The sequence below is a fragment of the Pseudonocardia sp. C8 genome (genome assembly GCF_014267175.1).
Lineage (GTDB): Bacteria > Actinomycetota > Actinomycetes > Mycobacteriales > Pseudonocardiaceae > Pseudonocardia.
This window is the reverse complement of record NZ_JACMTR010000002.1, coordinates 2,804,880-2,828,959: the sequence shown is the minus strand read 5'-3', so window position 1 is coordinate 2,828,959 and position 24,080 is coordinate 2,804,880. Positions and strand designations below refer to the sequence as shown.

The following is a 24,080-nucleotide window of genomic DNA, read 5'->3' as shown; positions in this document are numbered from 1 at the left end:
CTCCGGCGTGCTCTCACCCGGACTGGAGAAGGTGCTCGCCCAGGACCACCCGACGCCTTTCCTCGCGCTGGACCCGGAGGTCGTGCGGGAACGCCACCGCGAGCTGGGCGCGGCGTTCGGCGACGCCCGGATCCTGTACGCGGTCAAGGCCTGCCCGGAGCCGGCGGTGCTACGGGCGCTGGTGGAGTGCGGCGCCGGGTTCGACGTCGCCTCCCAGCAGGAGATCGCGCTGTGCCTGGCGGCCGGCGCGGACCCGGCGTCGCTGCAGCACGGCAACCCGGTGCGCGGGCCGGGGGCGGCGGCGCGGGCGGCGGCCGACGGGGTCCGCCGGTTCGTCACCGACAGCGCCGAGGACGTCGACGCGCTGGCCGCCGAGGCACCCGGCGCCCGGGTGCAGGTCCGGCTGTCGGTCGACGACACCGGCTCGGCGACCCCGTTCCACGGCAAGTTCGGGGCGCTGCCGGCGCACGCCGGGGCGCTGCTGCGCCGGGCGCGGGCCCGGGGCCTGCAGCCGGCGGGGGTCACCTTCCACGCCGGGTCGCAGCAGACCCGCCCGGAGACCTACGCCGCGGCCGTCGCCGTCGCGCTGGAGGTGGCCGGCGGCGCGGGCCTGGCCCGGCCCGAGCTGGACCTCGGCGGGGGCTGGCCGGTGGCCTACCGGTCCGCCGTCGCGGGACCGGAGGTGTTCGCCGCGGCCGTGCGCGGCGCCGTCGCCGCGGCCGTGCGGGCCGGGCACGTCGACGGCGCCGAGCTGCTGCTCGAGCCCGGCCGCGCGCTGGCCGGCCCGGCCGGCGTCCTGCGGGCCACGGTGCTGCGGGTGTCCCGCCGGCCGGGCATCGACCACCGCCGCTGGGTCTACCTCGACGTCGGCCGCTACCAGGGGCTCGCCGAGACCGAGGGGGAGGCGATCGGCTACCCGGTCCGGGCACCCGGCCGGACCGGCCCGCCGGCCCCGGTCGTGCTCGCCGGGCCCACCTGCGACGGCGACGACGTCCTCTACCGGCGCACCCCGGTCGCGCTGCCGTCCGACCTGGCCGCGGGCGACGCCGTCGACCTGCTGCACACCGGCGCCTACACCTCCAGTTACGCCTCGGTGGGCTTCAACGGGTTCGGCCCGCTGCAGGTGATCATCGCGGAATGAGGCGTGCCACGACCGGCGGCGCCCGCGGGACAGCGCCGTCACCGAACGGTTACCGTCTGCGGACGTGTCACTTTCCACCTCGCTGACCCAGACCGTGCCGTCCGCTGCGGCCGGCGAGCTCCATCCGGGCGTCGCGCTCACCGGCTCCGGCGCGCCGGCACTCCCGAGCACGTCCTCGCCGATCGGCCGGCACGTGCTCGCCGAGCTCGGCGGCATCGACGCGGCGGTCCTGGACGACGCCGAGGGGCTGCGCGCCCACCTGGCCGCGGCGCTGACCGACGCCGGCGCGCAGGTCCGCCAGACCGTCGTCGAGCGGTTCGAACCGCAGGGCGCGACGGTCGTCGCGGTGCTCGCCGAGTCGCACGCGTCGATCCACACCTGGCCGGAGCACGGTGGCATGCACGTCGACGTCTTCACCTGCGGGGACAGCGCCGACCCGGTGGAGGCCGTCCGGAACCTCGCCGGCCGGGTGGGGGCCGACGACACCGCGCTGCAGGTCGTCGACCGCGGCGGGGCCCCGCGCACGGTCACCGAGCCGATCTCCGAGGGGCTGACCCGGCGCTGGGAGCTGGGGCGCGTGCACCACGTGGCCCGCACCGCGTTCCAGAAGGTCGTCGTCGCCGACACCGCGCACGGTGTGACCCTGTTCTGCGACGACGAGCGGCAGTCCACCGAGCACACCCAGCTCGCCTACCACGAGGCGCTGGTGTGGCCGGGCGCGCTGCTGGCCCGCACCCTCGACCGGGTGCTGATCGTCGGCTCCTCGGAGGGCGTGGCCTCGGAGATGGCCGTCGCCGCGGGCGCCCGGCACGTCGACCACGTCGACATCGACACCGAGGCCGTCCGGATCTGCGCCGAGTACCTGCCCTACGGCTACACCCCGGCGTCGCTGGCGGCCGCCGAGCGCGGGGACGGCCCGGTGCAGGTGCGCTACGCCGACGGCCGGCAGTTCGTCCTCGACAGCACCGAGCACTGGGACCTGATCATCGTCGACCTGCCCGACGAGCGTCCCGACGAGCCGGACGCCCAGATCAACCGGCTGTACGCGGAGGACTTCGTGCGGGCCTGCGCCGACCGGCTCACCCCGGGCGGGGTGCTCGTGTACCAGGCCGGCAGCCCGGCGGTGTGGCGGGACGCCACGCTGCGGTCGGCCTGGCAGCGGTTCGCGTCGGTGTTCGGCGAGACCGGCGGCCGGGGCGTCTACATCGGCTGCGAGGAGCACGAGTGGGCGTTCCTGGCCGGCGTCCGGGAGCCGATGGACGACCCGGGCGCGACGGCCGCGGCCCGGCTCACGTCGATGCCGGCCCGGCCCGAGCTGTGGGACGAGGTGTCGCTGCGGCACCGGCTGGTGGCCCCGCTGGCGCTGCGCCGCCTCACCGGCTGAGCCCGGGCGGTCACCCCGCGCCGACCGGTGCGTAACCGCGGGTGACGATGATCGTTGGGCGGGACATGCGCAGTCCCGCCCGCTGGCTCGCCGTGGTGACGATGACCCTGCTGACCTCGGCGGGCACCGGTGCCCTCGCCCCCGCGCAGGCGGAGGCGCCGACGACGTTCACCGGGACCACGTCGTCGGCGCGGAACCTCGACACCGCACCGGTCGGCCGGTACGTCGCGCTCGGCGACTCCTACGCGGCGGGCCCGCTGGTCCCGGTGCAGACCGGCCGCCCGGCGGGCTGCATGCGCTCGACGAACAACTACCCGCAGGTGCTGGCGCGCTCGTCCGGGTTCGGGCAGGTCACCGACGTCTCGTGCAGCGGCGCGACCACCGAGGACATGACCGCGCCGCAGCAGGTGCACCTCGGGCCCAACCCGCCGCAGCTCGACGCCCTGGACGGCTCGGAGTCGCTGGTCACGGTGACCATCGGCGGCAACGACATCGGGTTCGGCGAGATCATCGCGGAGTGCTCGCGGCGGTCGTCGCAGAACCTGTTCGGGGCGGCCTGCAAGGACTTCTACACCGCGGACGGCGAGGATCAGCTGGCCGAGCGGATCGAGGAGACGGCGCCGAAGGTGGCCGCGGTCCTGTCCGGGATCCGGGACCGCGCACCGGCCGCCCGGGTCGCGGTCGTCGGCTACCCGACGATCCTCCCGGACGAGGGTCCCGGCTGCTACCCGGTCGCCCCGTTCAGCGCGGGGGACACCGCCTACCTGCGCGAGACCGAGAAGCGGCTCAACGCCATGCTGGCCGGGCAGGCCGCCGCGGCCGGCGTCGACTTCGTCGACACCTACACCCCCACCATCGGCCACGACATCTGCACCCTGCCCGGCGTGAAGTGGGTCGAGGGCCTCGTCCCGACCTCGCCGGCCGCGCCGGTGCACCCGAACGCGCAGGGGATGCGGGCCATGGCGGCGGCCACCGGCGCCGTGCTCGGCATCCCGGTCGCGCCGCCGCCGGCGCAGCCGGTCCGGGCCGCCGCGGGCTGACCGGCGCCGCCACGGTCCCGTGACAGACTCGGGCCCGTGAACGGCGCGAACCGGTGGGCCGAGCTCCGGTCCCGGGCGGCGACCGTGGACCCCGGGCGCACCCGGCTGCACCTAGCCTCGGTGGCGACCGCGTCGATGATCGTCGCCGCGGTGCTGGCGACCGTCCTGCGCATGGTCACCGGCCGGCCGGTCACGATCGTGATGGTCGCCGTCGTGCTCGCCATGGTCAGCAACCTGGCGGTCAACGAGCAGCACATCTCGCGCCGCCGGGTCACCACGGCCCTGATGCTGCTGCCCGCCGCCGCGGCGCTGACGCTCAGCGCGGTGCTGTCCGGGCACCGGATCGCCGCCGCCGCCGGGTTCGTGCTGGTCATGAGCGGGGCGGTGGCGGTGCGCCGGTTCGGCCCGCGCGGGACGGCGCTCGGCATGGCCGCGGTGATGCCGTACTTCCTCGTGCAGTTCCTCCAGCTCGGCACGGCCGAGGTACCCCACCTGCTGGCCGGCGCGGTGATCGGGATCGGGAGCACGTTCGTGCTGCGCTGCCTGGTGTTCGTCCGGCGGCTCGAGACCGTGCTCGAGGCGCTGGTGCGGGCGTTCGAGGCCCGGCTGCACGCGGTGCTGCTCGCCGCGTCCGAGGTGCTCGACGCCCCGCCGTCCGAGGCCGGCCTCGAGCTGCTGCGGCGCGCGCAGGCCCGGCTGAACGAGACGGCGCTGCTGGTCGCGGACCGGCTCGACGAGGCCGACGACGACCCTGCGACCCGCCCCACCTACCTGCCCGGCGGCGCCCGGCCGGGCGGCCCCGACCGGGCGGAGACCGAGATCGCCGGGCTGCGGCAGTGGATCGTCGACTCCGAGCTCGCCGCGGAGCGGCTCGCCATGTTGGTGCGCCGGTCGGCCGAGCACCGCGACGCCGTCCCGGACGCCGACCTCGCCGCGCTGCGGGACGGTGTCCGTGCGCTGGCCGCGGCCACGGCCGTCGGCACGCCGCGACCGATGGCGGCGAGCCTCTACCGGTCCGCGCGGGACGCGGTCGCCGGCCTCGTGGACCGGCGGGGCGGGTCGGGCCCGGACGCGCGGGCCCAGCGGATCGGCTTCGCCGTCGTGCGGCTGGCCGACGCGATGCAGACCACGGTCGAGGAGGCGCAGCGGCGGATCGCCGCGCACCGCGACGGGGAGGCGACGCCTCCCGGCACCGGCGCGACCTCCGGTGACGACGGGCCGGGGGAGCGGGCCGGCGAGGACCGGCAGGACGGGCCGGCGCTGCACACCCGGCAGGCGGTCCAGGTCGGCGTCGCGACCGGCCTGGCGATCGTCGTCGGGGAGCTGACCTCGCCGGCGCGCTGGTACTGGGCGGTGATCGCGGCGTTCATCGTGTTCGCGGGGACGGCGAGCCGCGGCGACGTCCTGAGCCGGGGCTGGGCGCGGGCGGTCGGAACCGCCGGCGGGGTCGTGGCCGGGATGCTGCTCGCGGTGCTCGTCGACGGGCACCCGGTGGCCAGCCTGGTGCTGCTGTTCGCCTGCGTGTTCCTCGCGCTGTACCTGGTGCGGATCTCGCAGGCGATGATGGCGTTCTGGCTCACCGCGGTGCTCGCGCTGCTCTACGGCATGATCGGCCAGTTCAGCGTGGAGACGATGCTGCTGCGGGTCGAGGAGACCGTCGCCGGCGGGGCGCTCGGCATGCTTGCCGCGTACGTCATCCTGCCCACCCGGTCCCGGACGGCGTTCGCCGAGGCCCTCGACGACGCGCTGACCGCGGTGGACGGCTCGCTGCGCTGCTCGGTGGACCGGGCGCTGGGCCGCCCCGCCGACGACCCGATGGAGCGGGCCCGCGAGGTGGACGCCGCGGTCGCGACCGTCCGGGAGCGGGCCCGCCCGCTGGAGCACCCGGTCGTCCGGCGCCCGCTACGCCGCGGCGTGCACCACACGGTGCGGGTGGTCGGCGCGCTCGACCACTACACCCGGCTGCTGGCCGCGCAGGCGGTGACCGCGCACGTGCCGGAGTGGGCACCCACCCTGGACCCGGCGACGGCGCGGGTGCGGGCCAACGTCGACGGGCTCCGCCGGATCCTCGACGACGGCTGGGGCCCGCCGGAACGCCGCGAGCACCCGCCGGGCGCGACACCGGCCGACTACGGGATCGTGCCGGCCGAGGACCTCATCGACGCCGCCGAGGCGGACGCGGCGAGCCGGCCCGGCGACCCCGCGTCGGACCCCGTGGCCGGCGCGCTACCCGCGGTCACCGGGCCGGCCGACACCGCGGGCTGGTTCTCCCCGGCGCCCGGCGACCGGGTCCACAGGCTGGCGGCGGCCCGGCTGCTGCGCCGGATCGACCAGCTCGCCGTCGGCCTGGCCCGGGAGCTGTGCGGCAGCACACGGCAGGAGCCGGGCCCGGCCGGGGTTAGGCTCCGCCGGTGATCACCGTGAGCACCGCCGACGGCGTCGGGCTGATCGAGCTGAACCGCCCCGAACGCCGCAACGCCCTCGACGTCGCCACCTGCCGGGAGCTGGTCGCCGCGACCGAGCAGGTCCGCTCCGACGGCGCCCGGGCCGTCGTCGTGGCCGGTGCCGGCCCGGCCTTCTGCTCCGGGGCCGACTTCGGCGAGGTGTACGGCGAGGACTTCCTGGACGCCCTCTACACCGCGCTGCACGCGGTCGCGGACCTCCCGGTGCCGGTGGTCGCGGCGGTGACCGGGCCGGCGATCGGGGCCGGCCTGCAGCTCGCGCTGGCCTGCGACCTGCGGGTCGCCGCACCGGAGGCGGTGTTCGGGCTGCCCACCGCGCGGCTCGGGCTCGCCGTCGACCCGTGGACGATCGAGCGGCTGGTGCAGATCGCCGGCGGCGGCACCGCCCGCAGCCTGCTGCTGGCCTGCGCGACCGTCGACGCGACCACTGCGCACGCCCGCGGGCTCGCCGACACCCTGGGTGACCGTGCGGCGGCACTGGCCCTGGCCGCGGACATCGCGACGATGGCGCCGCTGACCCTGGCCTACAACAAGCGGACCGTGAACGCGTTCGGCCGGGGCGGGCACACCGGTGACGACGTCGTGGCCGGCCTGCAGGCCGAGTTCGCCGCCTGCTGGCGGGCCGAGGACATCGCCGAGGGCCGGGCGGCCCGCGCGGAGAAGCGCGTCCCGGTCTTCCGCGGCCGCTGACCCGGCCTCCACACCAAGATCGGGTTCGGCTACCGTCCGGGTCAGGTGACGGGCGGGAGGGCGGGGACGGATGCAGCGAGGCACCCGGTGGATCGGGATGCTGGCCGGGGTGCTGGCGCTGGCCGGCGTGGTCACCGCGGGTGTCGCGGTCGCCGACCCGGCCGACCCGCAGGCCGAGAACACCGCCCCGCCGGTCGCGAGCGGCCCGCTTGTCGCGGGCACACCGTGCACGACGTCGGCGCACGCCTGCGTCGACCTGGCGTCCCGGCGCACCTGGTTGTTCGCCGAGGGCCGGGTCGTCGCCGGACCGGTGCCGATGCGGCCCGGGGACGCCGCCGATCCCACCCCGCGCGGGGTGTTCGCCGTCCAGTGGAAGGCCGAGCAGTGGACGAGCCGGGAGAGCTACACCCAGATGCCGTACTCGGTGTTCTTCGCCGAGGGCGGCGTCGCGTTCCACCAGGGTGCGATGGACACCCCGTCCGCGGGCTGCGTGAAGCTCGGCGAGGCCGACGCGCGGCACTGGTTCACCACCCTGCAGGTCGGTGACCAGGTGCAGGTGCACTGACCGGGCCCGTTCTACGCACCGTAGAAAGGTTCGCGTACCATGGGCGGCGTGACGAGTCTGGGGGAACTGGAACGGGCGGTCATGAACGTCCTGTGGGAGACCGACCGGGACATGACCGCGCGCGAGGTGCAGGACCAGCTCGCCGACCGCGACCTCGCCACCACCACAGTGCTCACCGTGCTCGGCCGGCTGGAGCGCAAGCAGCTGGTGCAGCGCATCCGGGACGGCCGCGCGCACCACTACCGCCCGGTCGCCAGCCGCGAGGACCACGTGGCGGAGCTGATGAGCGACGCCCTCGACGACGCGTCCGACCGCGGCGCCGCGCTGGCCCGGTTCCTCGGCACGATGTCGGACGAGGAGCGGTCCCGGCTGCGCGACCTCCTCGGCTGACCCCGGCACGGCAGGCTCGCCAGGGCCCCGGTGCGGTACGTCACCTCCGGTTCCGCCACGATGTGAGGCGATGGAGCTGACCGCGCTGGGACTCGGCCTGCTCGGCGTGATACTCGCCGAGCCGGTCAGTCGCGTGCTCGCCGCCGCCGCGTGGCCGGGCCGGGACCCGGTCGGGGCGCTGCTGCTCTGGCAGGCCGTCGGGCTCGGCGGCGGGATCTCGCTGTTCGGCGCCGGCCTGTCCTACGGCCTGTCCCCGATGGGGGACAGCCTGCCGGCCGCGGCGACGGCGTTCACCGCGACGGTCGCGGCCGGTGCGTGGCCCGCGGGGATGGACCCGCTGCACGTCGGCGCGCTGCTGATCGCGCTGGGCGTGCTGATCCGGCTGCTGTCGGTGCTGGCGGTCACCACGGCGCGGACGCTGCGGGCCCGGCGCCGGCACCGCGACCTCCTCGACGTGCTCGCCACACCCTGGCCGTTCGCGTCCGGGACCCGGGTGCTCGACCATCCGGTGCCGGTCGCCTACTGCCTGCCGGGGCGCAGCTCGCGGCTGGTCGTGTCGGCCGGGGTGCTGGACGCGCTGGACACCCCCGGTGTCGTCGCCGTGCTCGCGCACGAGCGCGCCCACCTGCGGGAACGGCACGACCTGGTGGTGCTGCCGTTCGTCGCGTGGGGGGCCACGGCGCCGTTCGTGCGGGGCATGGTGTGCGCCCAGCTGGCCGTCGCCCGGCTGATCGAGATGCGGGCCGACGACGTCGCCCGCAAGCTCTGCGACCCGACCGAGCTGGCGACCGCGCTGAAGGCCGTGGGCGGGTCGGCACCCGCGGCGGCGCTGTCGTCGTTCACCGACGCGCTGGAGGCCCGGATCGACCGGGTCACCGCGCCGCCCCCGCCGCTGCCCGCCGCCCTGCGGGTGCTGGTCCGGGTGGTGGCGGCGGCGCTCGTCGTGGGGCCGCTCTGGCTGCTGCTGGCCCCCTGAGCCCGGGCTCCGCCGATAGGCTGCCGCCCATGACGCAGCCCGACGGGACCGGGTTCGAGGCACGCGCCCGCGCGCTGGCCGACCTGGGCGTGACCGGCGTGCAGATCGGCTGGGCCGACAACAACGGCGTCCTGCGCTCGCGGACGGTGCCGGTCGAGGGCCTGGCCGCGGCCGCCGTGCGCGGGGTCGGGGTCACCACGCTGTTCGCGGTGTTCGACACCCGGGACGGGATCGTGTTCGACGCGCCCGGCCTGCGCACCCCGTCCGGGGACGTCCGGCTGGTCCCGGCCGGTCTGCCGGAGGACGTCGTCGCGCCGGCGACCCGGCCCGGGCTGGCCTGGACACCCGGCCGCCTGGTCGCCGCCGACGGGACGCCGTGGCACTACGACCAGCGCGGCGTGCTCGAACGCCAGGTCGCGGCGGCGGGCGAGGCCGGGCTGACGGTCCGCGCCGGCTACGAGATCGAGTTCGCGCTGTACCGCGACGACGACGCCGACCCGCCGGTCCCGGCGTTCACCGGCCCGGTGTACGGCCCGAACGTGCTGGCCGGGCTGGGCGGCTTCGTCCCCCGGCTGCTCGCCGACCTGCGCGACCACGGGGTGCCGGTCGGGCAGTTCCACGCCGAGTACGGGCCCGCCCAGCTCGAGCTGAGCATCGGCCCGTCCGACCCGCTGACCGCCGCCGACCGGCAGCTGCTGGCCCGGCAGACCGTCCACACCGCCGCAGCCGCCCACGGCTACCGGGCCAGCTTCGCCCCGCTGCCGTCGACCGGCTCGGCCGGCAACGGCTGGCACCTGCACACCTCGGTCGCCCGCGACGGCGTCAACCTGCTCTCCGGCGGTGACGGCCCGGCCGGGCTGCGCGCCGACGGCGCGGCGTGGCTGGCCGGGCTGCTGCGGGACCTGCCCGCGGTCGCCGGGGTGACCGCACCGAGCGTGCCGTCCCTGCACCGGCGGCGGCCCGGGTACTTCGCCGGGGCCTACGCGTTCTGGGGGGTGGAGAACCGGGAGGCCGCGCTGCGGATGGTCCCGGCCACCGAGCTGCTCGGGCCCGCGCACGCGAACGTCGAGCTCAAGGCGTCCGACGCGTCGGCCAACCCGTACCTGGCGCTGGCCGCGGTGATCGGCGCCGGGCTGGGCGGGCTCGCCGACCGTCCGCCGCTGCCGGACCCGGTCCAGGAGGACCCGGGCACCTGGACGGCCGCGCGGCGCGAGGCCGCCGGCATCGCCCCGCTGCCGTCCACCCCGGAGGAGCAGGCGGCCGCGCTGCACGGGAACCCGCGGATCACCGCGGTGCTGGGGGAGGAGGTGGCGGCGGCGTTCCGGGCGGTCCGGGCCTCGGACGCGGCGTTCGCCGATGGCCGCCCGGTGGATGAGGTGCTGGCCGCGTTCCGGTTCCGGTACTGACGGTCCCGGAGGAACCGGCCGTGGCGTTCGTCCCCTTCACCGGCATCGACCAGCTGCTCGCCGCGCACGCGGCGGCGCTGCCCCAGCCCGACCAGATGTGCGGGCCGTTCGCGGCCCGGCTCGCGGTCGCCACCCTGTCCGCGGGCCCGGTCCCGGAGCTGGGCGCGTTCGCGCGGGCCGCCGGCACCACGATCTGGCCGCACGACCTCGCCGCGACCCGCCCGCCCGGCGCCCCGCCGCGGACCGACGCCTGGTCAGGCGTGGACCGTGCGGCCGCGCCGGACCGCGCCGGCACGTCCGCGCCCGGGGTGGGGCGGGCGGTCGAGGAGCTCTCCGGCGGCGCGCTGGCCGCGGTGCCGGCCAGCGGGACCTGGACCCCGGACCGGCTGCGGGTCCTGCTCGACGGCCTGACCGGGACCCCGGTCGTCCCGGTCGCCAACGTCGAGACCGGCTGGTTCGTCGCGGCCGGCACCCCGGCCGCCGCGCTGGAGGCGTTCCTGGAGACCGGTGACGACGCCGGCCTGCCCGGCCCGGACTGGCGGGCCGGGCACTTCGTCGTGCTGTACGGGCGCGAGGACGGCCCGGCCGGGACGCTGCTGGCCGTCGCCGACACCTACCCGCAGCTCGGGGACCGCGGCCGGCACCGGCAGCCGCTGCCGCGGGTGGCGCGGGCGCTGGCCCGGCGGCGCCGGGGCACCGGCGGGATCGTGCTCGTGACCGCCGACGGGCACCGCGGCCCGGTCACCGACGCCGTCCGGGCGGCCGGTCTGCGGGGCGAATGGTGGGACAACGGCACCCCCGCCTGATCGGGGGCCGGCCGGGCCGGCCGGGCGTAGCGTGGAGATCGTGCCCGTCACACCTGACCTTCCCCGCACGGTCGGCGCGCTCCGCGCGTCCGGACACGAGCTGCGGGGCGTGAAGCAAGAGATCCGCGACAACCTCCTGGCCGCCCTGCGCGCGGGCCGTGACCCCTGGCCCGGCGTCGTCGGGTTCTCCGACACCGTGATCCCGCAGCTGGAGCGGGCCCTGATCGCCGGCCACGACGTCGTCCTGCTCGGCGAGCGCGGCCAGGGCAAGACCCGGGTGCTGCGCTCGCTGGGCAACCTGCTCGACGAGTGGACCCCGGTGATCGAGGGCTCGGAGATCGGCGAGCACCCCTACGAGCCGATCACGCCGGCGTCGGTGCGGCGCGCCGCCGAGCTCGGCGACGACCTGCCCGTCGCCTGGGTGCACCGCGCCCACCGCTACACCGAGAAGCTCGCCACCCCGGACACGTCGGTCGCCGACCTCATCGGCGACGTCGACCCGGTCCGGGTCGCCGAGGGGCGGTCGCTGGGGGATCCGGAGACCATCCACTACGGCCTGGTCCCGCGGGCGCACCGCGGGATCGTCGCGATCAACGAGCTGCCCGACCTGGCCGAACGCATCCAGGTCGCGCTGCTCAACGTGATGGAGGAGCGCGACATCCAGGTCCGCGGCTACACGCTGCGGCTGCCGCTGGACGTGCTGCTGGTCGCGAGCGCGAACCCGGAGGACTACACCAACCGCGGGCGGATCATCACCCCGCTCAAGGACCGGTTCGGTGCCGAGGTCCGCACGCACTACCCGCTCGAGCTCGCACCCGAGATCGCGCTCGTCGCCCAGGAGGCCACCCTGGCCGCCGAGGTGCCGCGGCACCTGCTGGAGGTCGTCGCCCGGTTCACCCGGCACCTGCGGGACTCGTCGGCGATCGACCAGGGCTCGGGGGTCTCGGCCCGGTTCGCGATCGCCGCCGCCGAGACCGTCGCCGCCGCGGCGCTGCGGCGGGCCGCGCTGACCGGGGAGGAGCGGGCCTACGCCCGCCCCGTCGACCTGGAGGCGGTACCGGCGGTGCTGCGCGGCAAGCTCGAGTTCGCCGCCGGCGAGGAGGGCCGCGAGGACGACGTGCTCGAGCACCTGCTGCGGCGGGCCACGGCCGACACCGCGCGGTTCGCGCTGCGCGGCATCGACCTGGACGAGCTGGCCGTCGAGGTGTCGACCCGGCCGGTCCGGACCGGCGAGCGGATCCCGGCCCGCGACGTCGTCGCCGCGCTGCCGCAGGTCGGCGCGCTCACCGAGATCGCGGGGAAGCTGGGCGCGGCCGGGACCGAGGATCCCGGCCCGATGGCATCGGCCGCCGAGCTGGCGCTCGAGTACCTGTTCCTGACCCGCAAGCTCGCCAAGGACACCACCGACGACGGCGACACGGTGTCCTATGGCTGATCCCAGGCGCCGGGGCCGGCGCTGGGCGTACGGCCCCTACACCGGCGGCCCGGACCCGCTCGCGCCGCCGTACGACATCCGGTCGGCGATGGACGAGATCGGCCGCGACGTCATGGAGGGCAGCTCGCCGCGGCAGGCGCTGCAGGAGCTGCTGCGCCGCGGCATCGACGGCCGGCGCGGGCTCGACGACCTGACCCGCCGGATCTGGGAACGGCGCCGCGAGCTGCAGCGCGACAACCGGATCGACGGCACCCTGCAGGAGGTCCGGGAGCTGCTGCAGCGCGCGCTCGACGCCGAACGGGAGACCCTCGGCAACGACGGGTCCGACGACGCCCGGTTCCGGGAGATGCAGCTGGACGCGCTGCCGTCGGACACCGGCGGCGCCGTGCGCGAGCTGGGCTCCTACGACTGGCGGTCCTCCGACGCGCGCGAGGCCTACGAGGAGATCCGCGACCTGCTCGGCCGGGAGCTGCTCGACCAGCGGTTCCAGGGCATGAAGCAGGCGCTCGAAGGGGCGACGCCGCAGGACGTCGAGCGGATCAACGAGATGCTCGACGACCTCAACGACCTCCTGGACCACCACGCCCGCGGGGAGGACACCACCGAGCGGTTCGCCGAGTTCATGCGCCGCCACGGCGAGCACTTCCCGGAGAACCCGCAGAACACCGGGGAGCTCGTCGACGCGCTCGCGGCCCGTGCCGCGGCGGCCCGCCGGATGCTGAACTCGATGTCGCCCGAGCAGCGGGCCGAGCTCGCCGAGCTGGCGCAGCAGGCGTTCGGCGACCCGCGGCTCGCGCAGTCGCTGGCCCGGCTCGACGCCCAGCTGCAGGGCCTGCGCCCGGGCGAGGACTGGACCGGGGACGGGAACTTCCGCGGCGACAACCCGATGGGCCTCGGCGAGGCCACCCGGGTCCTGGAGGAGCTCGGCCGGCTCGACACGCTCGCCGAGCAGCTCTCCCAGAGCTATCCGGGCGCCCGGATGGAGGACGTCGACCTCGACGCCCTCGCCGAGGCGCTCGGCCCGGAGGCCGCCGCCGACGCCCGCACCCTCGCCGAGCTGGAACGCGAGCTGCACCGCCAGGACCTGTTCCGGCGCGCCCCGGACGGGTCGCTGCTGCTGTCGCCCAAGGCGTTGCGCACGCTCGGCCAGTCCGTGCTGCGCGACGTCGCCGACCGGGTCGCCGCCCGGCAGGGCCAGCGCGAGACCCGCCGGGCCGGAGCCGCCGGGGAGGCGACCGGGGCGACCCGGCCCTGGGAGTTCGGCGACACCCAGGCGTGGTCGGTGCCCCGCACCCTGCTCAACGCGCAGCTGCGCCGCGCGGGGGGCGACGACCGGGTCCTCGATGTGGCCGACGTCGAGGTCGTCGAGACCGAGCAGCGCACCCGGGCCGCGGTGGCGCTGCTGGTCGACACGTCCTGGTCGATGGTCGCCGAGGGCCGCTGGGTGCCGATGAAGCGCACCGCGCTGGCACTGCACCAGCTGATCTCCACCCGGTTCCGGGGCGACGACCTGTCGCTGGTCACCTTCGGCCGGCACGCGCAGACCGTCGAGCTCGGCGAGCTCGTCGGCATGGAGGGCGTGTACATGCAGGGCACGAACCTGCACCACGCCCTGCTGCTGGCCCGGGAACGGCTGGCCCGCCAACCCGACGCCACCCCGGTGGTGCTGGTGGTGACCGACGGCGAGCCGACCGCGCACCTGGAACGCGACGGGGAGGCGTACTTCGACTACCCGCCCAGCCCGCACACGATCCGCGCGACCGTCGACGGGCTCGACCGGCTGATCGGGATGGACGCCCGGTTCACCTTCTTCGTGCTCGGTGACGACCCGGGGCTGGCCGCGTTCATGGACCGGCTGGCCCGGCGGGCCGGGGGACGGGTGGTGAACCCCGACCTGGACGGGCTCGGCGCCGAGGTGGTGGCGGACTACCTGCGCAAACGGCGGGGCTGACCTGGGGCACAGCGCTCCTGGGTGCGTCCCGTGCGCCTCGACCGTCGGAGCGTCGGTGAGCTGCACGCCGGCGCCCCGGCCGGGGCGGGAACGTGCGCCTCGATCTCGGGAGCGCTGGCGAGGTGGACGTCGGCGCCCCGGCCCGGGCGAGATCGTGCGCCTCGATCTCGGGAGCGCTGGCGAGGTGCACGTTGTCGCCCCGGCCCAGGCGAGAACGTGCCTCTCGATCTCGGGAGCACTGGTGAGGTGCACGTTGTCGCCCTCGCCGGGGCGGGATCGTGCGTGTCGATGTCCGGGTGGGTGGTGAGGTGCACGTTCGCGCCCACGCCCGGACGAGAACGTGCATCTCGATCGCGGGAGTGCCGGTGATCTGCACGTTCCGGCCCTCGACGGGGCGAGAACGTGCGTGTCGATCACCGAGGCGGCGGTGAAGTGCCCGTTCCCGTCTCACCGGGGCAAGGAACGTGCGTCTCGGCTGCGAGGCGACGCCGACGTGTGAGTGATCTGCACGTTGGCGCCCGCGCCGGGGCGAGAACGTGCGCCTCGATCTCGGGAGCGCTGGCGAGGTGGACGTTGGCGCCCCGGCCCGGGCGAGATCGTGCGCCTCGATCTCGGGAGCGTTGGTGACGTGCACGTTCCGGCCCTCGGCGGGGCGGGAACGTGCATCTCGATGACCGGGGTGGTGAGGCGCACGTTCGCGCCCGGGCCGGGGCGAGATCGTGCATCTTGATCTCGGGAGCGCTGGTGGCCCGCACCTTCCGGCCCTCGCCGGGGCGAGAACGTGCGGGGACGCCGCCGTGCCGGGCGACCGTGCCGAGGCCGGGCGGTCGGTCAGCCCGCGCGCAGGTGCTCGGCGGCCCAGGACCGCAGCGTCGTCGGGGTGGTCGACACCGCGTCCCGGGGCTGCTCGGGGACGAACCCGTTGCTGAGCCCGGCGGCCATCCCGGCGATCGCGTCGATCTCCGGCGGGGTCAGCCCGGCCCCGGCCAGCGCGGCCCGGAAGTCGGCGTCCGGGACGTGCACCGCCTGCACCACCTGCCCGCGGACCTCGCCGAGCACCTCGGCGACCTGCCGGAACGTCAGGTCCTCCGGGCCGTGGACCGCCTGCACCAGCCGGCCGGGCCACGGCGGGCCGAGCAGCCGGGCGGCCGCGACGTCCCCGATGTCGCGCGGAGCGACCCAGGGCAGCGGATGGTCGAGCGGCCACGGCGTCGGGAGGACGCCACCCGCCAGGTCACCGGCCGACATCCGCAGGTTCGTCATGAAGTAGCCGCAGCGCAGGTGCAGCACCGGCGCCCCGGTCGCGTCGAGCGCCTCCTCGGTCGCGGCCAGGCCGTCGATGTCCCCGGCCCCGTGCCGCATCTCCGCACCCGCGCTGCTCTGGAAGACCGTCGCGCCGATGCCGTTCTCGCGCACCGCATCGGCGACCACCCGGGCGCACACCGCGTGCTGCGCGAGCGGGTCGGTGCCGGACGGTGCGGGCGGGTTCACCCAGTACAGCCGGTCGGCGCCGGCGGTCGCGCGGAGCACGGTGTCGCGGTCGGTCTGGTCGGCCCGGACCGCCTCGACCCGACCGGACAGGTCCGGCGGCAGCCGTGCGGGCTCCCGCAGCAGGGCGACGGGGCGCACCCCCGCCTGGACGAGGAGGCGCAGCACCCGCGCGCCGACGTTCCCGGTCGGTGTCGTCACCACGATCCGCACGCCGGAACCGTCGCACGGACCCCCGACAGAACCCGTTCGCCGGCGTGGTCCGCGGCCCGGCCGGGTACTCCCCGGCTATGGCCGAACACGTCGACGACGCGCTGTGGGACGAGTTCCACCGCGTGGTGAACATGTCCGCCCGTGAACTGGAGCAGTGGCTGGCCACCGACGTCGCCCAGGAGGACAGCGAGCCCGACCCGCAGCAGCGGGCGGCCCCTCGGGGGCGGCAGGTGCTCGACATCCTCCGCAAACGCCGGGTCGACCTCACCGCCGAGGACGCCGAGACGATGCGGGCGGTCGTCGCGCACGTGCACGAGGCCCGCCGCGACGACCTGGAACCGGTCGCCGGCGAGGCGGCGTGGCGCCGGGACCTCATGCGGATCGGTCACGACCCGCTGGCACCCGCGCCCGACGAGCGGCGCGCCTGAGGCACCCCGACCAGCGGCCCCGGCAGTAACGGCCCGCGCGTCCACCACGAGCAGGGGGCATGCTCCGGACCGCGGCCGTGCTGTGCTGGGTGCTCGCGGCCGGGTTCGGGCTCCTCGACGTCGTCGCGATCGCGCACACCGCCGGCGGGGGCGGGGTGTGGACGTTCTTCGGATACCCGACCTACGGGCGCGGCCCCTTCGAGGACGCCGGCCTCCCCACCACGGTCCCGCTGCTCGCCGGTTTCCTGCTCGTCGCCGTCGCCGAGGCGGTCGTCGGGGTGCTGTTGTGGCGGCGGCGCCGGTCCGGCGTGGTGGGGGCGCTGCTCCTGCTGCCGTTCGAGCTGGCGTACTGGATCGGCTTCGCGCTGCCGGCGGGCCCGGTGCTCGGCGTGGTCCGGACGGTGCTCGTCCTGCGCGCGGCACGGGCCGGCGTCGGCCCGGCAGCGCCGCGGGCATGAGCTACGGCCGCAGGTCCGCTGCCGCGGTACGGATGCTGCGGGCCAGCGCCGCGGCCGGCTCGGTGCGCCGCCGCCCGAGCGCCAGGACGACCTCGACCGGGCCCAGGTCCGGCAGCCCGGCCCGGGCCGGGATCTCCTCGAGCCCCTCGGGGACGAGCGTGCCGGCGTGCGCGAGCACGCCCAGCCCGGCGAGCGCGGCCGCCCGCAGCCCGGACAGGCTGCCACTGGTGCAGGCCATCCGCCAGCGCCGACCGGCCGCCTCCAGCGCGCCGACGGCGGCGGTGCGGGACAGGCTCGGCGGGGGATAGGCGAGCAGCGGGACCGGGTCGGCCGGCCCGAGCCGGATCCCGGGCGCGCCGACCCAGACGAACCGGTCCCGGCGCACCACGAACCGGTCGTCGTCGCCCGCACCGGGCAGGCGCTTGCCGAACATCAGGTCCAGCCCGCCGCGCGCCAGCCGCCGTTCCAGGTGGTCGGCCAGGCCGACGGTCAGCTCCAGGTCGACCTGCGGGTGCCGGTGCCGGAAGTCGGCGAGGATCGCCGGGAGCCGGGTCAGCACGAGGTCCTCGGAGACGCCGAACCGGACCCGGCCGTGCATCCGCGACACCCGGAAGTGCGCCAGCGCGCGGTCACCGGCGTCGAGGATCGTGGCGGCGAACTCCTGCATCGCCTCGCCGTCGGCGGTGAGCGCCACCGAGTGCGTGTCGCGTTCCAGCAGCGGCCGCCCGGCCACCGCCTCCAGCTTGCGGACGTGCTGGCTGACCGTGGACTGCCCGAGACCCAGCCGGTGCGCGGCCCGGGTGAAGCTGCGCGCCCGCGCGACCTCGGTGAACGAACGCAGCAGTACCGGATCCAGCACGACCGTCATCGTAGTTCGTGATGACAGTCAGCGTGCTGAACCGGTTTCCGGATGGCCATCGGACGACCGACACTGGGCCCGTGCGCGTGCGTCCCGATCCGTTCCTGGTCCTGCTGCTGCTCACCGTCGGCGTCGCCGCGCTCGTCCCGGCCCGCGGTGCCGCGGTCGAGGTGGTGGACGTCGCGGTCACGGCCGCGATCGCGCTGCTGTTCTTCCTCTACGGCGCCCGGCTGTCCGCGGCCGAGGCGTTCTCCGGGCTGCGGAACTGGCGGCTGCACGGCACGGTGCTGGCCGCGACGTTCGTGCTGTTCCCGCTGCTCGGGTCGACGGTGTTGCTGCTGCCGGAGTGGCTGCTGCCCGCGCCGCTGGCCGCGGGCGTGCTGTTCCTGTGCTGCCTGCCCTCCACCGTGCAGTCGTCGATCGCGTTCACCGGGATCGCCCGCGGCAACGTGCCGGCCGCGATCGTCGCGGCGTCGGTGTCGAACGTCCTCGGCGTCGTCGTGACCCCGCTGCTCGCCGCCCTGCTGCTGGCCACCAGCGGCGGGTTCGACCCCTCGACCCTGGGCGACATCGCGCTGCGGCTGCTGGTGCCCTTCCTCGCCGGGCAGGCCGCCCGCCCGCTGATCGGCCGGTGGGTGGCCCGGCACCGCGGTCGCCTGGCGCTGGTGGACCGCGGCTCCATCCTGCTGGTGGTGTACGCGGCGTTCGGCGAGGGCGTCGTCGCCGGGACCTGGCGGGCGCTCACCCCGGTGTCGCTGGCCGTGCTGGCCGGTGTCTGCGTGCTGCTGCTGGTCGCGGTGCTGGCGCTGACGGCGCTGGGGTCCCGGCTGCTGGGCTTCGGCACCGCCGACCGGATCGCGATCGTGTTCTGCGGGTCCAAGAAGTCGCTGGCCAGCGGGCTGCCCATCGCAGGCGTGCTGTTCGGCGGCCCGGCCGCGGCGCTGGTCGTGGTGCCGCTGATGCTGTTCCACCAGATCCAGCTGATGGCCTGCGCGGTGATCGCGAACCGGCTCGGCCGCCGCCGGCTCGACGCGCAGCCCACGACAGGAGCACCATCTCAGGTGTGACCGCACCGACGCCGACCTGCCGGCTCTGCGGCACGCCCCGCCCGGCCGAGCCCGGGGCGGCGTGCATGGCGGGGTGGGTGACCGACCGGGACGAGCGCGGCCGGGAGGGCTGGATGTGTCCCGACTGCGCCCGCCGGCACGTCCGCGACATCGAGTCCAAGCTCGACGCCGACTGGTGGTGACCGGACCCGTGGGGCCGGCCGACGAGGCCACGTTCACGGCGGCGGCCGGCCCGGACGACGCGGCGCGGTTCGCCCTGCTCACGGAGCGCCACCGGCGGGAGCTGCAGGTGCACTGCTACCGGATGCTCGCGAACTACGAGGACGCCCAGGACATGACGCAGGAGACGTTCCTGCGGGCATGGAACAAGCGGGAGTCGTTCCAGGGTCGCGCGGCGCTGCGGACCTGGCTGTACCGGATCGCGACGAACGCCTGCCTCGACTTCCTGGAGAAGCGCAACGACCGCACCCCCGTGCCCGCCGGGCTGCCGGGTGCGGGCTCGGAGGTGCACCACCTGCAGCCCTACCCGGACCGGATGCTCCCGGAGGACCCGCAGGAGTCGGTGGTGGCGCGGGAGACGATCGAGCTGGCGTTCGTCGTCGCCGTCCAGCACCTGCCGCCGCGGCAGCGGGCGGTGTTCATCGTGCGCGACGTCCTCGGCTGGCCGGCGTCGACGGCCGCCGACGCCCTCGGGCTGACCGTCGCATCGGTGACCAGCGCGCTGCAGCGGGCGCGCGTGACGATGCGCGCGCAGCTGCCCGGCCGCCGCCTCGACTGGCGGAGCCCTGCCACCCACGAGCTCTCGGACGACGAGCGCGCCGTGGTGACGGCGTACATCGACGCCCACGAGCGCAACGACCTCTCCCGCCTGACGTCCCTGCTGCGCGACGACCTGCGCTTCACGATGCTGCCCGAACCGGGCACCGTGACCGTGACCGCCGAGGACGCGGTGGACGGCTGGGTCTCCGGCGGGCTGTTCCGGCACGGCCACGACGACTGGCGCGGCATCACCACGACGATCAACCGCATGCCGGCCGCCGCGCTGTACCTCCGCACCCCCGACGACCCGGAGTACCGGCTGTTCGCCGTCGCGCTCCTGCACGTCGTCGACGGGAAGATCGCCGAGCTCACCGGGTTCGACGCCACCGACAAGCCATGGCTGGGCCTGCCCGCCTCGCTGTGATCGCACCGCTGAACGCGCTCATCGCCTCGTCTCGTACCGGGTCAGCACGACGCCGCCGGGAAACGTCCGCGTCTCGACGAGGTTCAGGTTCACCCAGCTGTCCAGGGCGGTGAAGAACGGCGTGCCGCCGCCCACCAGGACCGGGTAGGTGGCCAGGGCGTACTCGTCGATCAGCCCGGCCCGCATGGCCGCCCCGGCGAGCGTCGCGCCGGCGATGTCCATCGGGCCGGCGTCCTCGGCCTTGAGCCGGGTGATCTCGGCGACCGCGTCGCCGGTGACCAGGCGGGTGTTCCAGCCGACCGTGTCGATCGTCGAGGAGAACACCACCTTCGGCATGTCCCGCCAGCGGCGGGCGAACTCGACCTCCGCCGGTGTGGCGCCGGGCTGCTGGTCGGCGGTCGGCCAGTGGGAACTCATCGTCTCCCAGAGCTTGCGCCCGTACAGCGCCAGGTCCGTCGCCGCCACCCGGTCGGACCACCATCGGAACAGCTCGTCGCCCGACGACGAGTCCGGTCCCTCACCCCCACTCCAGCCGAGGTCGTCGCGGGGCGCGGCGATGTAGCCGTCCAGGGTCACATTCATGCCGAAGGTCAGTTTCCGCATCGTGCCTGCCTCCCGTGAGTCGATCTCGCATGTACTGACGAGGGAGGCGCGGAAACGTCATCGGTCGTCATCGACCGGCCCGGTTCACCGCCCGGCCAGCCGTGCGACGACCGGGGCCACGGCCTCGGCGAAGGTCTCCGGGACGGCGAGGTAGCTGATCCCGAGCTCGTCGCGGCGCCGGCACAGCTCCGCGGCCATCTCGGCGGGCGTCCCGCGCAGCCGGGCGACGGTGTCCGGGTCGCGCAGCGCCTCGGCCGCCTCCGGGCCGGCCCAGCGGACCGCGTCCGGTTGGACGTCGTCGCCGACGACGAACAGGTTCATCCCGACCTCCGGGTCCCGGCCGGCCGACCGCAGCATCCCGGCCATCCGCGCGAGCTCGTCGCGACCGGCGGTGAGGCGGGCGGCGAGGAAGACGGTGTCGGCGTCCTCGGCCGCGGCCGCCAGCGCGTTCGGCCCGGCCGCCGCCATGACGACCGGGGTGTGCGGCCCCTCGCCGTCGCGCTCGCGCAGGGCCGCGACCGCGGCCCGCACCCCGGCCAGCCGCTCCGCCGCGGAGCCCCACGGCAGGCCGAGCGCCTCCGCCTCGCGCCGGGCCTCCGGCCGCCCGGTGCCGATGCCCAGCTCGAACCGCCCGCCGGTGAGCACGCTCAGCGAGTGCGCCTCCCAGGCCGTGGCCCGCGGCGTCCGCAGCGGTACGGCGAGCACGAACGGGCACACCCGCAGTCCCGGGACCGCGGCCGCGGCGACCGCGAGCGCGGGCAGCGGCGCGTGGGTGTGCAGGTTGTCCGGGGTCAGCAGGGTCGAGTAGCCGAGCTCGGCGACCCGCCGGGCACGGGCGAGCCAGGCATCACCGGGCCCGTACGCCGCGGCGATGACGCCGAACCGGAACGGCCGGCTCATCGGTCGGCCCCGGCGTCCCGGGCACCGGGCAGCGCCACGGCGAACGCCAGCAGCACCAGCAGACCGCCGAACCGCCCGACCGGGAGCAGCGGGTAGAGCAGGTCGGTGGCCAGGGCGAACGTGCTGAGCAGGGCGAGGACGCCGACCGCGATGCCGGCGCCGGCCAGCCACCGGGGGACGAGCCGCCCGATCAGGGCGGGCACGGCCAGCCCGAGCAGCAGCAGCCCGAACGGGGCCACGAACCCGACCCCGCCCGCGCCGAACCAGACCCAGGTCAGTGTCCGGGCGAGGACGGCGTCGCCGAGCGGCGCGGTCTGCGCGGCCGTCCACGACGCGAGCGCGCTGACCACCAGCGCGGCCGCGGCGAGGACGGCGCCGGCGAACCCCATGAGCGGGCCGGGGGCGGTGACGCCGAGCCGCTCGATCCGCCGGACGGCCGTGGCCGCGTAGACGAGCAGCGGGAACGCCGACCCGAGCAGCAGGGCCGCGCCGAGCCCGAGCATGCCGGGGTTGGCCTGGTCGTACGCGAGCACGGCCGCGGGCGTGCTGTCCGGGCGGGGCCCCGACCCGCCGAGCAGGGCCCCACCGGCGGTGAGGACGGCGAGGGCGATCGCGGGGACCGCGAGCGGCGGCCCGCTCCGGACGTCGACGGTGACGGACATCGTTACCTCCACATATCGTTACAGTTCTGAATGATTCTCTGTCTACACCGTTTGTCAAGTGATACGGTTCGGCCATGACCACGATTCCGCGGGCCGGCTCGGCGTTCCTGCTGGCCCAGCTCGGTGCGCATGCCGCGGCCCGGTTCGGCGAGCGGATCGCGGAGCTGGATCTCACGCCGCCGCAGGCCGGGCTGCTCCGCGCCGTCGCGACCGAGCCGGGGCGCTCCCAGCAGGCCCTGTCCGGGCACCTCGGCATGCCGGCCAGCCGGCTCGTCTCCCTGGTCGACGGGCTCGCCGACCGCGGGCTGCTCGAGCGCCGCCGCAACCCCGACGACCGCAGGCTGCACGCGTTGCACCTCACGGCGGCGGGGGAGGAGATGCTCGGCCGGGTCGCGGCGGCCGGCCGCGCCCACGAGGACGAGCTGCTGGCCGCGCTGGACGGGGCCGAGCGGGACACGCTGCACGCCCTGCTCACCCGGATCGCCGAGCGGCAGGGGCTCACCCCGGGGGTGCACCCGGGCTACAAGCGGGTCTGACCGGATCGTGCAGCGGCGACCCGCGGCCGGAAAGTCCGTGTCCGGACCACTCCCGCCGAGATACAGGGGAGCGTCGGCGAAGATCGGCGGATTCAAGGAGCGGTCGCAACACTGCTTGTAGATGAGGTGTTGTGGTGTCTGGTCCTCCGCGGTTGCCCCGTGATCGTGTGCGGGCGTTCTGGCTGGCTCGGCTCGGCGGAGCGACGCTCGAGGAAGCGGCCGCCGCGGTCGGCGTGTCACCGACCGGTGCCCGCGGGTGGGTCGCGCAGTCTGGCGGGATGATCCCGGATGATCTCGACGGTCCGCCTGCGGGCCGTTACCTGTCGCTGGCCGAACGCGAAGAGATCGCGGATGGCTGGTCGAAGGGGTGGTCCCGCGCCAAGATCGCCCACGAGATCGGACGCCACCGGTCCACGGTCGGCCGGGAGCTGGCCCGCAACCATGCCCGGGGTCGCCCCCGGCGGGAACCGGCACCAGACGGCCAGCGTCGGCGGCCGGGCCCGGTACCGGGCACCAACCGTGGCCGGGACAAGCCCCAGCACGAGCGGCTGCGTTACCGGCCCTCGCTGGCCCAGGCCAAGGCCGAACAGCGAGCGCGGCGCCCCAAGCCCCGCAAACTCACCCACCCGCCGCTGCTGGCCGAGGTCAAGGCCGGGTTGAAGGCGCGGTGGAGCCCGGAACAGATCAGCAGCACACTACGGCGCAGCTACCCCGAGCAGCCGGAGATGTGGGTGTCCCACGAGACGATCTACCAGGAACTCTACGTCCAGGGCCGCGGTGAACTCCGCCGGGAACTGACCCGCTGCCTGCGCACCGGCCGGGCACTGCGCCGGCCCCGCCGGCTGCCCGACCAACGCCGGGAACGCCGGATCCCCGACAAGATCATGATCTCCGAGCGGCCGGCCGAGGCCGACGACCGCGCCGTGCCCGGACACTGGGAAGGCGACCTGATCATCGGTGGTGACGGGGCGACGGCGATCGGGACCCTGGTCGAACGCAGCACCCGGTTCGTGCTGCTACTGCACCTGCCCGGCCGCCACGGCGCCGAGGAACTGCGCGACGCCATGATCCCCGCCATCTGCTCCCTGCCGGAAATGTTGCGCCGGTCGTTGACCTGGGACCAGGGCATCGAGATGGCCCGCCACGGCGAGATCAGCATCGCCACCGGCCTGCCGATCTACTTCTGTGACCCGCACAGTCCCTGGCAGCGCGGCAGCAACGAGAACACCAACGGGCTGCTGCGCCAGTACTTCCCGAAGGGAACCGACCTGTCCCGACACTCCGCCGAACACCTCGCCGCCGTCGCCGCCGAGCTCAACGCCCGTCCCCGCAAGACACTCGGCTGGGACAGCCCCGCCGAGGCCATGGCCCGGCTACTCTCACGACCCGTCCCACCGGATGTTGCGACCACCCCTTGAGCCCAGGATCCACAATTCG

The 24,080-nt window shown here is 75.8% G+C and carries 24 protein-coding genes; 19 read left to right on the top strand and 5 right to left on the bottom strand.

Annotated features, from left to right (window positions below):
- Window positions 1–7 precede the first annotated feature (7 nt).
- The 12 genes from H7X46_RS13680 (at window position 8) to H7X46_RS13625 (ending at window position 14,246) form a co-directional block, all read left to right on the top strand.
- Window positions 8–1,141, top strand: coding sequence for a type III PLP-dependent enzyme (locus H7X46_RS13680; protein WP_370588756.1), 1,134 nt, complete (start codon window positions 8–10; stop codon window positions 1,139–1,141).
- Window positions 1,142–1,205: 64 nt separating this feature from the next.
- The gene (gene speD / locus H7X46_RS13675) at window positions 1,206–2,525 is read left to right on the top strand and encodes an adenosylmethionine decarboxylase (RefSeq protein WP_370588755.1); all 1,320 of its coding nucleotides are present in this window, start codon (window positions 1,206–1,208) and stop codon (window positions 2,523–2,525) included.
- Between the two features lie 65 nt (window positions 2,526–2,590).
- Window positions 2,591–3,565 (top strand): SGNH/GDSL hydrolase family protein, encoded by a 975-nt coding sequence (locus tag H7X46_RS13670; protein ID WP_186359766.1) that lies wholly within the window; start codon window positions 2,591–2,593, stop codon window positions 3,563–3,565.
- A gap of 36 nt (window positions 3,566–3,601) precedes the next feature.
- Window positions 3,602–5,980 carry an FUSC family protein gene (locus H7X46_RS30650; protein ID WP_186359765.1) on the top strand — a complete coding sequence of 793 codons (2,379 nt, stop codon included), beginning with the start codon at window positions 3,602–3,604 and terminating at the stop codon, window positions 5,978–5,980.
- Entirely contained in the window at window positions 5,977–6,717 is a 741-nt protein-coding gene (locus H7X46_RS13660; protein ID WP_186359764.1) for an enoyl-CoA hydratase, read from the top strand. Before H7X46_RS30650 ends, H7X46_RS13660 begins: the two co-directional genes overlap by 4 nt.
- Before the next feature lie 70 nt (window positions 6,718–6,787).
- Window positions 6,788–7,282, top strand: a complete 495-nt coding sequence (locus H7X46_RS13655; protein WP_186359763.1) for a L,D-transpeptidase — start codon at window positions 6,788–6,790, stop codon at window positions 7,280–7,282.
- Window positions 7,283–7,330: 48 nt separating this feature from the next.
- The gene (locus H7X46_RS13650; RefSeq protein WP_010229669.1) at window positions 7,331–7,672 is read left to right on the top strand and encodes a BlaI/MecI/CopY family transcriptional regulator; all 342 of its coding nucleotides are present in this window, start codon (window positions 7,331–7,333) and stop codon (window positions 7,670–7,672) included.
- A 70-nt stretch (window positions 7,673–7,742) separates the two neighbouring features.
- A complete protein-coding gene (locus H7X46_RS13645; protein WP_186359762.1) occupies window positions 7,743–8,648 on the top strand; it encodes a M56 family metallopeptidase in 906 nt (301 codons plus the stop codon).
- 29 nt (window positions 8,649–8,677) lie between these two features.
- Window positions 8,678–10,054, top strand: a complete 1,377-nt coding sequence (locus H7X46_RS13640) for a glutamine synthetase family protein (RefSeq protein ID WP_186359761.1) — start codon at window positions 8,678–8,680, stop codon at window positions 10,052–10,054.
- 20 nt (window positions 10,055–10,074) lie between these two features.
- The gene (locus tag H7X46_RS13635; RefSeq protein ID WP_186359760.1) at window positions 10,075–10,860 is read left to right on the top strand and encodes a hypothetical protein; all 786 of its coding nucleotides are present in this window, start codon (window positions 10,075–10,077) and stop codon (window positions 10,858–10,860) included.
- A 40-nt stretch (window positions 10,861–10,900) separates the two neighbouring features.
- A complete protein-coding gene (locus tag H7X46_RS13630; RefSeq protein ID WP_186359759.1) occupies window positions 10,901–12,295 on the top strand; it encodes an ATP-binding protein in 1,395 nt (464 codons plus the stop codon).
- A complete protein-coding gene (locus H7X46_RS13625; protein WP_186359758.1) occupies window positions 12,288–14,246 on the top strand; it encodes a VWA domain-containing protein in 1,959 nt (652 codons plus the stop codon). Before H7X46_RS13630 ends, H7X46_RS13625 begins: the two co-directional genes overlap by 8 nt.
- A gap of 831 nt (window positions 14,247–15,077) precedes the next feature.
- Here H7X46_RS13625 and H7X46_RS13620 read toward each other — a convergent pair.
- The gene (locus H7X46_RS13620; RefSeq protein WP_186359757.1) at window positions 15,078–15,947 is read right to left on the bottom strand and encodes an NAD(P)H-binding protein; all 870 of its coding nucleotides are present in this window, start codon (window positions 15,945–15,947) and stop codon (window positions 15,078–15,080) included.
- A 77-nt stretch (window positions 15,948–16,024) separates the two neighbouring features.
- Here H7X46_RS13620 and H7X46_RS13615 point away from each other — a divergent pair, with 77 nt between their 5' ends.
- Together H7X46_RS13615 and H7X46_RS13610 are read left to right on the top strand one after the other, a co-directional pair.
- Complete coding sequence (locus H7X46_RS13615; protein ID WP_186359756.1) at window positions 16,025–16,375, top strand: DUF3140 domain-containing protein; 351 nt, start codon at window positions 16,025–16,027, stop codon at window positions 16,373–16,375.
- Between the two features lie 59 nt (window positions 16,376–16,434).
- Window positions 16,435–16,833 carry a hypothetical protein gene (locus H7X46_RS13610; RefSeq protein WP_186359755.1) on the top strand — a complete coding sequence of 133 codons (399 nt, stop codon included), beginning with the start codon at window positions 16,435–16,437 and terminating at the stop codon, window positions 16,831–16,833.
- A 1-nt stretch (window position 16,834) separates the two neighbouring features.
- On the opposite strand, the gene H7X46_RS13605 is transcribed toward H7X46_RS13610, so the two are convergent.
- Entirely contained in the window at window positions 16,835–17,692 is an 858-nt protein-coding gene (locus H7X46_RS13605) for a LysR family transcriptional regulator (RefSeq protein ID WP_370588754.1), read from the bottom strand.
- 86 nt (window positions 17,693–17,778) lie between these two features.
- Between H7X46_RS13605 and H7X46_RS13600 the strand changes: the two genes are divergently transcribed.
- Genes H7X46_RS13600 through H7X46_RS13590 form a run of 3 tightly spaced genes read left to right on the top strand, consistent with a single transcriptional unit; the run spans window position 17,779 to window position 19,942 of the window.
- On the top strand, window positions 17,779–18,759 hold the full coding sequence (locus H7X46_RS13600) for a bile acid:sodium symporter family protein (RefSeq protein ID WP_370589070.1): 981 nt from the start codon (window positions 17,779–17,781) through the stop codon (window positions 18,757–18,759).
- Window positions 18,756–18,941, top strand: a complete 186-nt coding sequence (locus H7X46_RS13595) for a hypothetical protein (protein WP_186359752.1) — start codon at window positions 18,756–18,758, stop codon at window positions 18,939–18,941. The genes H7X46_RS13600 and H7X46_RS13595 overlap by 4 nt, the downstream gene beginning before the upstream one ends.
- A complete protein-coding gene (locus tag H7X46_RS13590) occupies window positions 18,938–19,942 on the top strand; it encodes an RNA polymerase subunit sigma-70 (protein ID WP_370588753.1) in 1,005 nt (334 codons plus the stop codon). The genes H7X46_RS13595 and H7X46_RS13590 overlap by 4 nt, the downstream gene beginning before the upstream one ends.
- Before the next feature lie 18 nt (window positions 19,943–19,960).
- Here the strand turns inward: H7X46_RS13590 and H7X46_RS13585 are convergent, their stop codons facing one another.
- The 3 genes from H7X46_RS13585 to H7X46_RS13575 all read right to left on the bottom strand — a co-directional run bounded on the left by H7X46_RS13585 (window position 19,961) and on the right by H7X46_RS13575 (window position 22,107).
- Window positions 19,961–20,545, bottom strand: coding sequence for a dihydrofolate reductase family protein (locus H7X46_RS13585; RefSeq protein WP_186359750.1), 585 nt, complete (start codon window positions 20,543–20,545; stop codon window positions 19,961–19,963).
- Between the two features lie 84 nt (window positions 20,546–20,629).
- The gene (locus tag H7X46_RS13580) at window positions 20,630–21,445 is read right to left on the bottom strand and encodes an LLM class flavin-dependent oxidoreductase (protein ID WP_186359749.1); all 816 of its coding nucleotides are present in this window, start codon (window positions 21,443–21,445) and stop codon (window positions 20,630–20,632) included.
- A complete protein-coding gene (locus H7X46_RS13575) occupies window positions 21,442–22,107 on the bottom strand; it encodes a DUF4386 domain-containing protein (protein ID WP_186359748.1) in 666 nt (221 codons plus the stop codon). The genes H7X46_RS13580 and H7X46_RS13575 overlap by 4 nt, the downstream gene beginning before the upstream one ends.
- Before the next feature lie 74 nt (window positions 22,108–22,181).
- Between H7X46_RS13575 and H7X46_RS13570 the strand changes: the two genes are divergently transcribed.
- Window positions 22,182–22,643 (top strand): MarR family winged helix-turn-helix transcriptional regulator, encoded by a 462-nt coding sequence (locus H7X46_RS13570; protein WP_186359747.1) that lies wholly within the window; start codon window positions 22,182–22,184, stop codon window positions 22,641–22,643.
- A gap of 278 nt (window positions 22,644–22,921) precedes the next feature.
- A complete protein-coding gene (locus H7X46_RS13565) occupies window positions 22,922–24,061 on the top strand; it encodes an IS30 family transposase (protein WP_186358512.1) in 1,140 nt (379 codons plus the stop codon).
- Window positions 24,062–24,080: the final 19 nt, after the last annotated feature.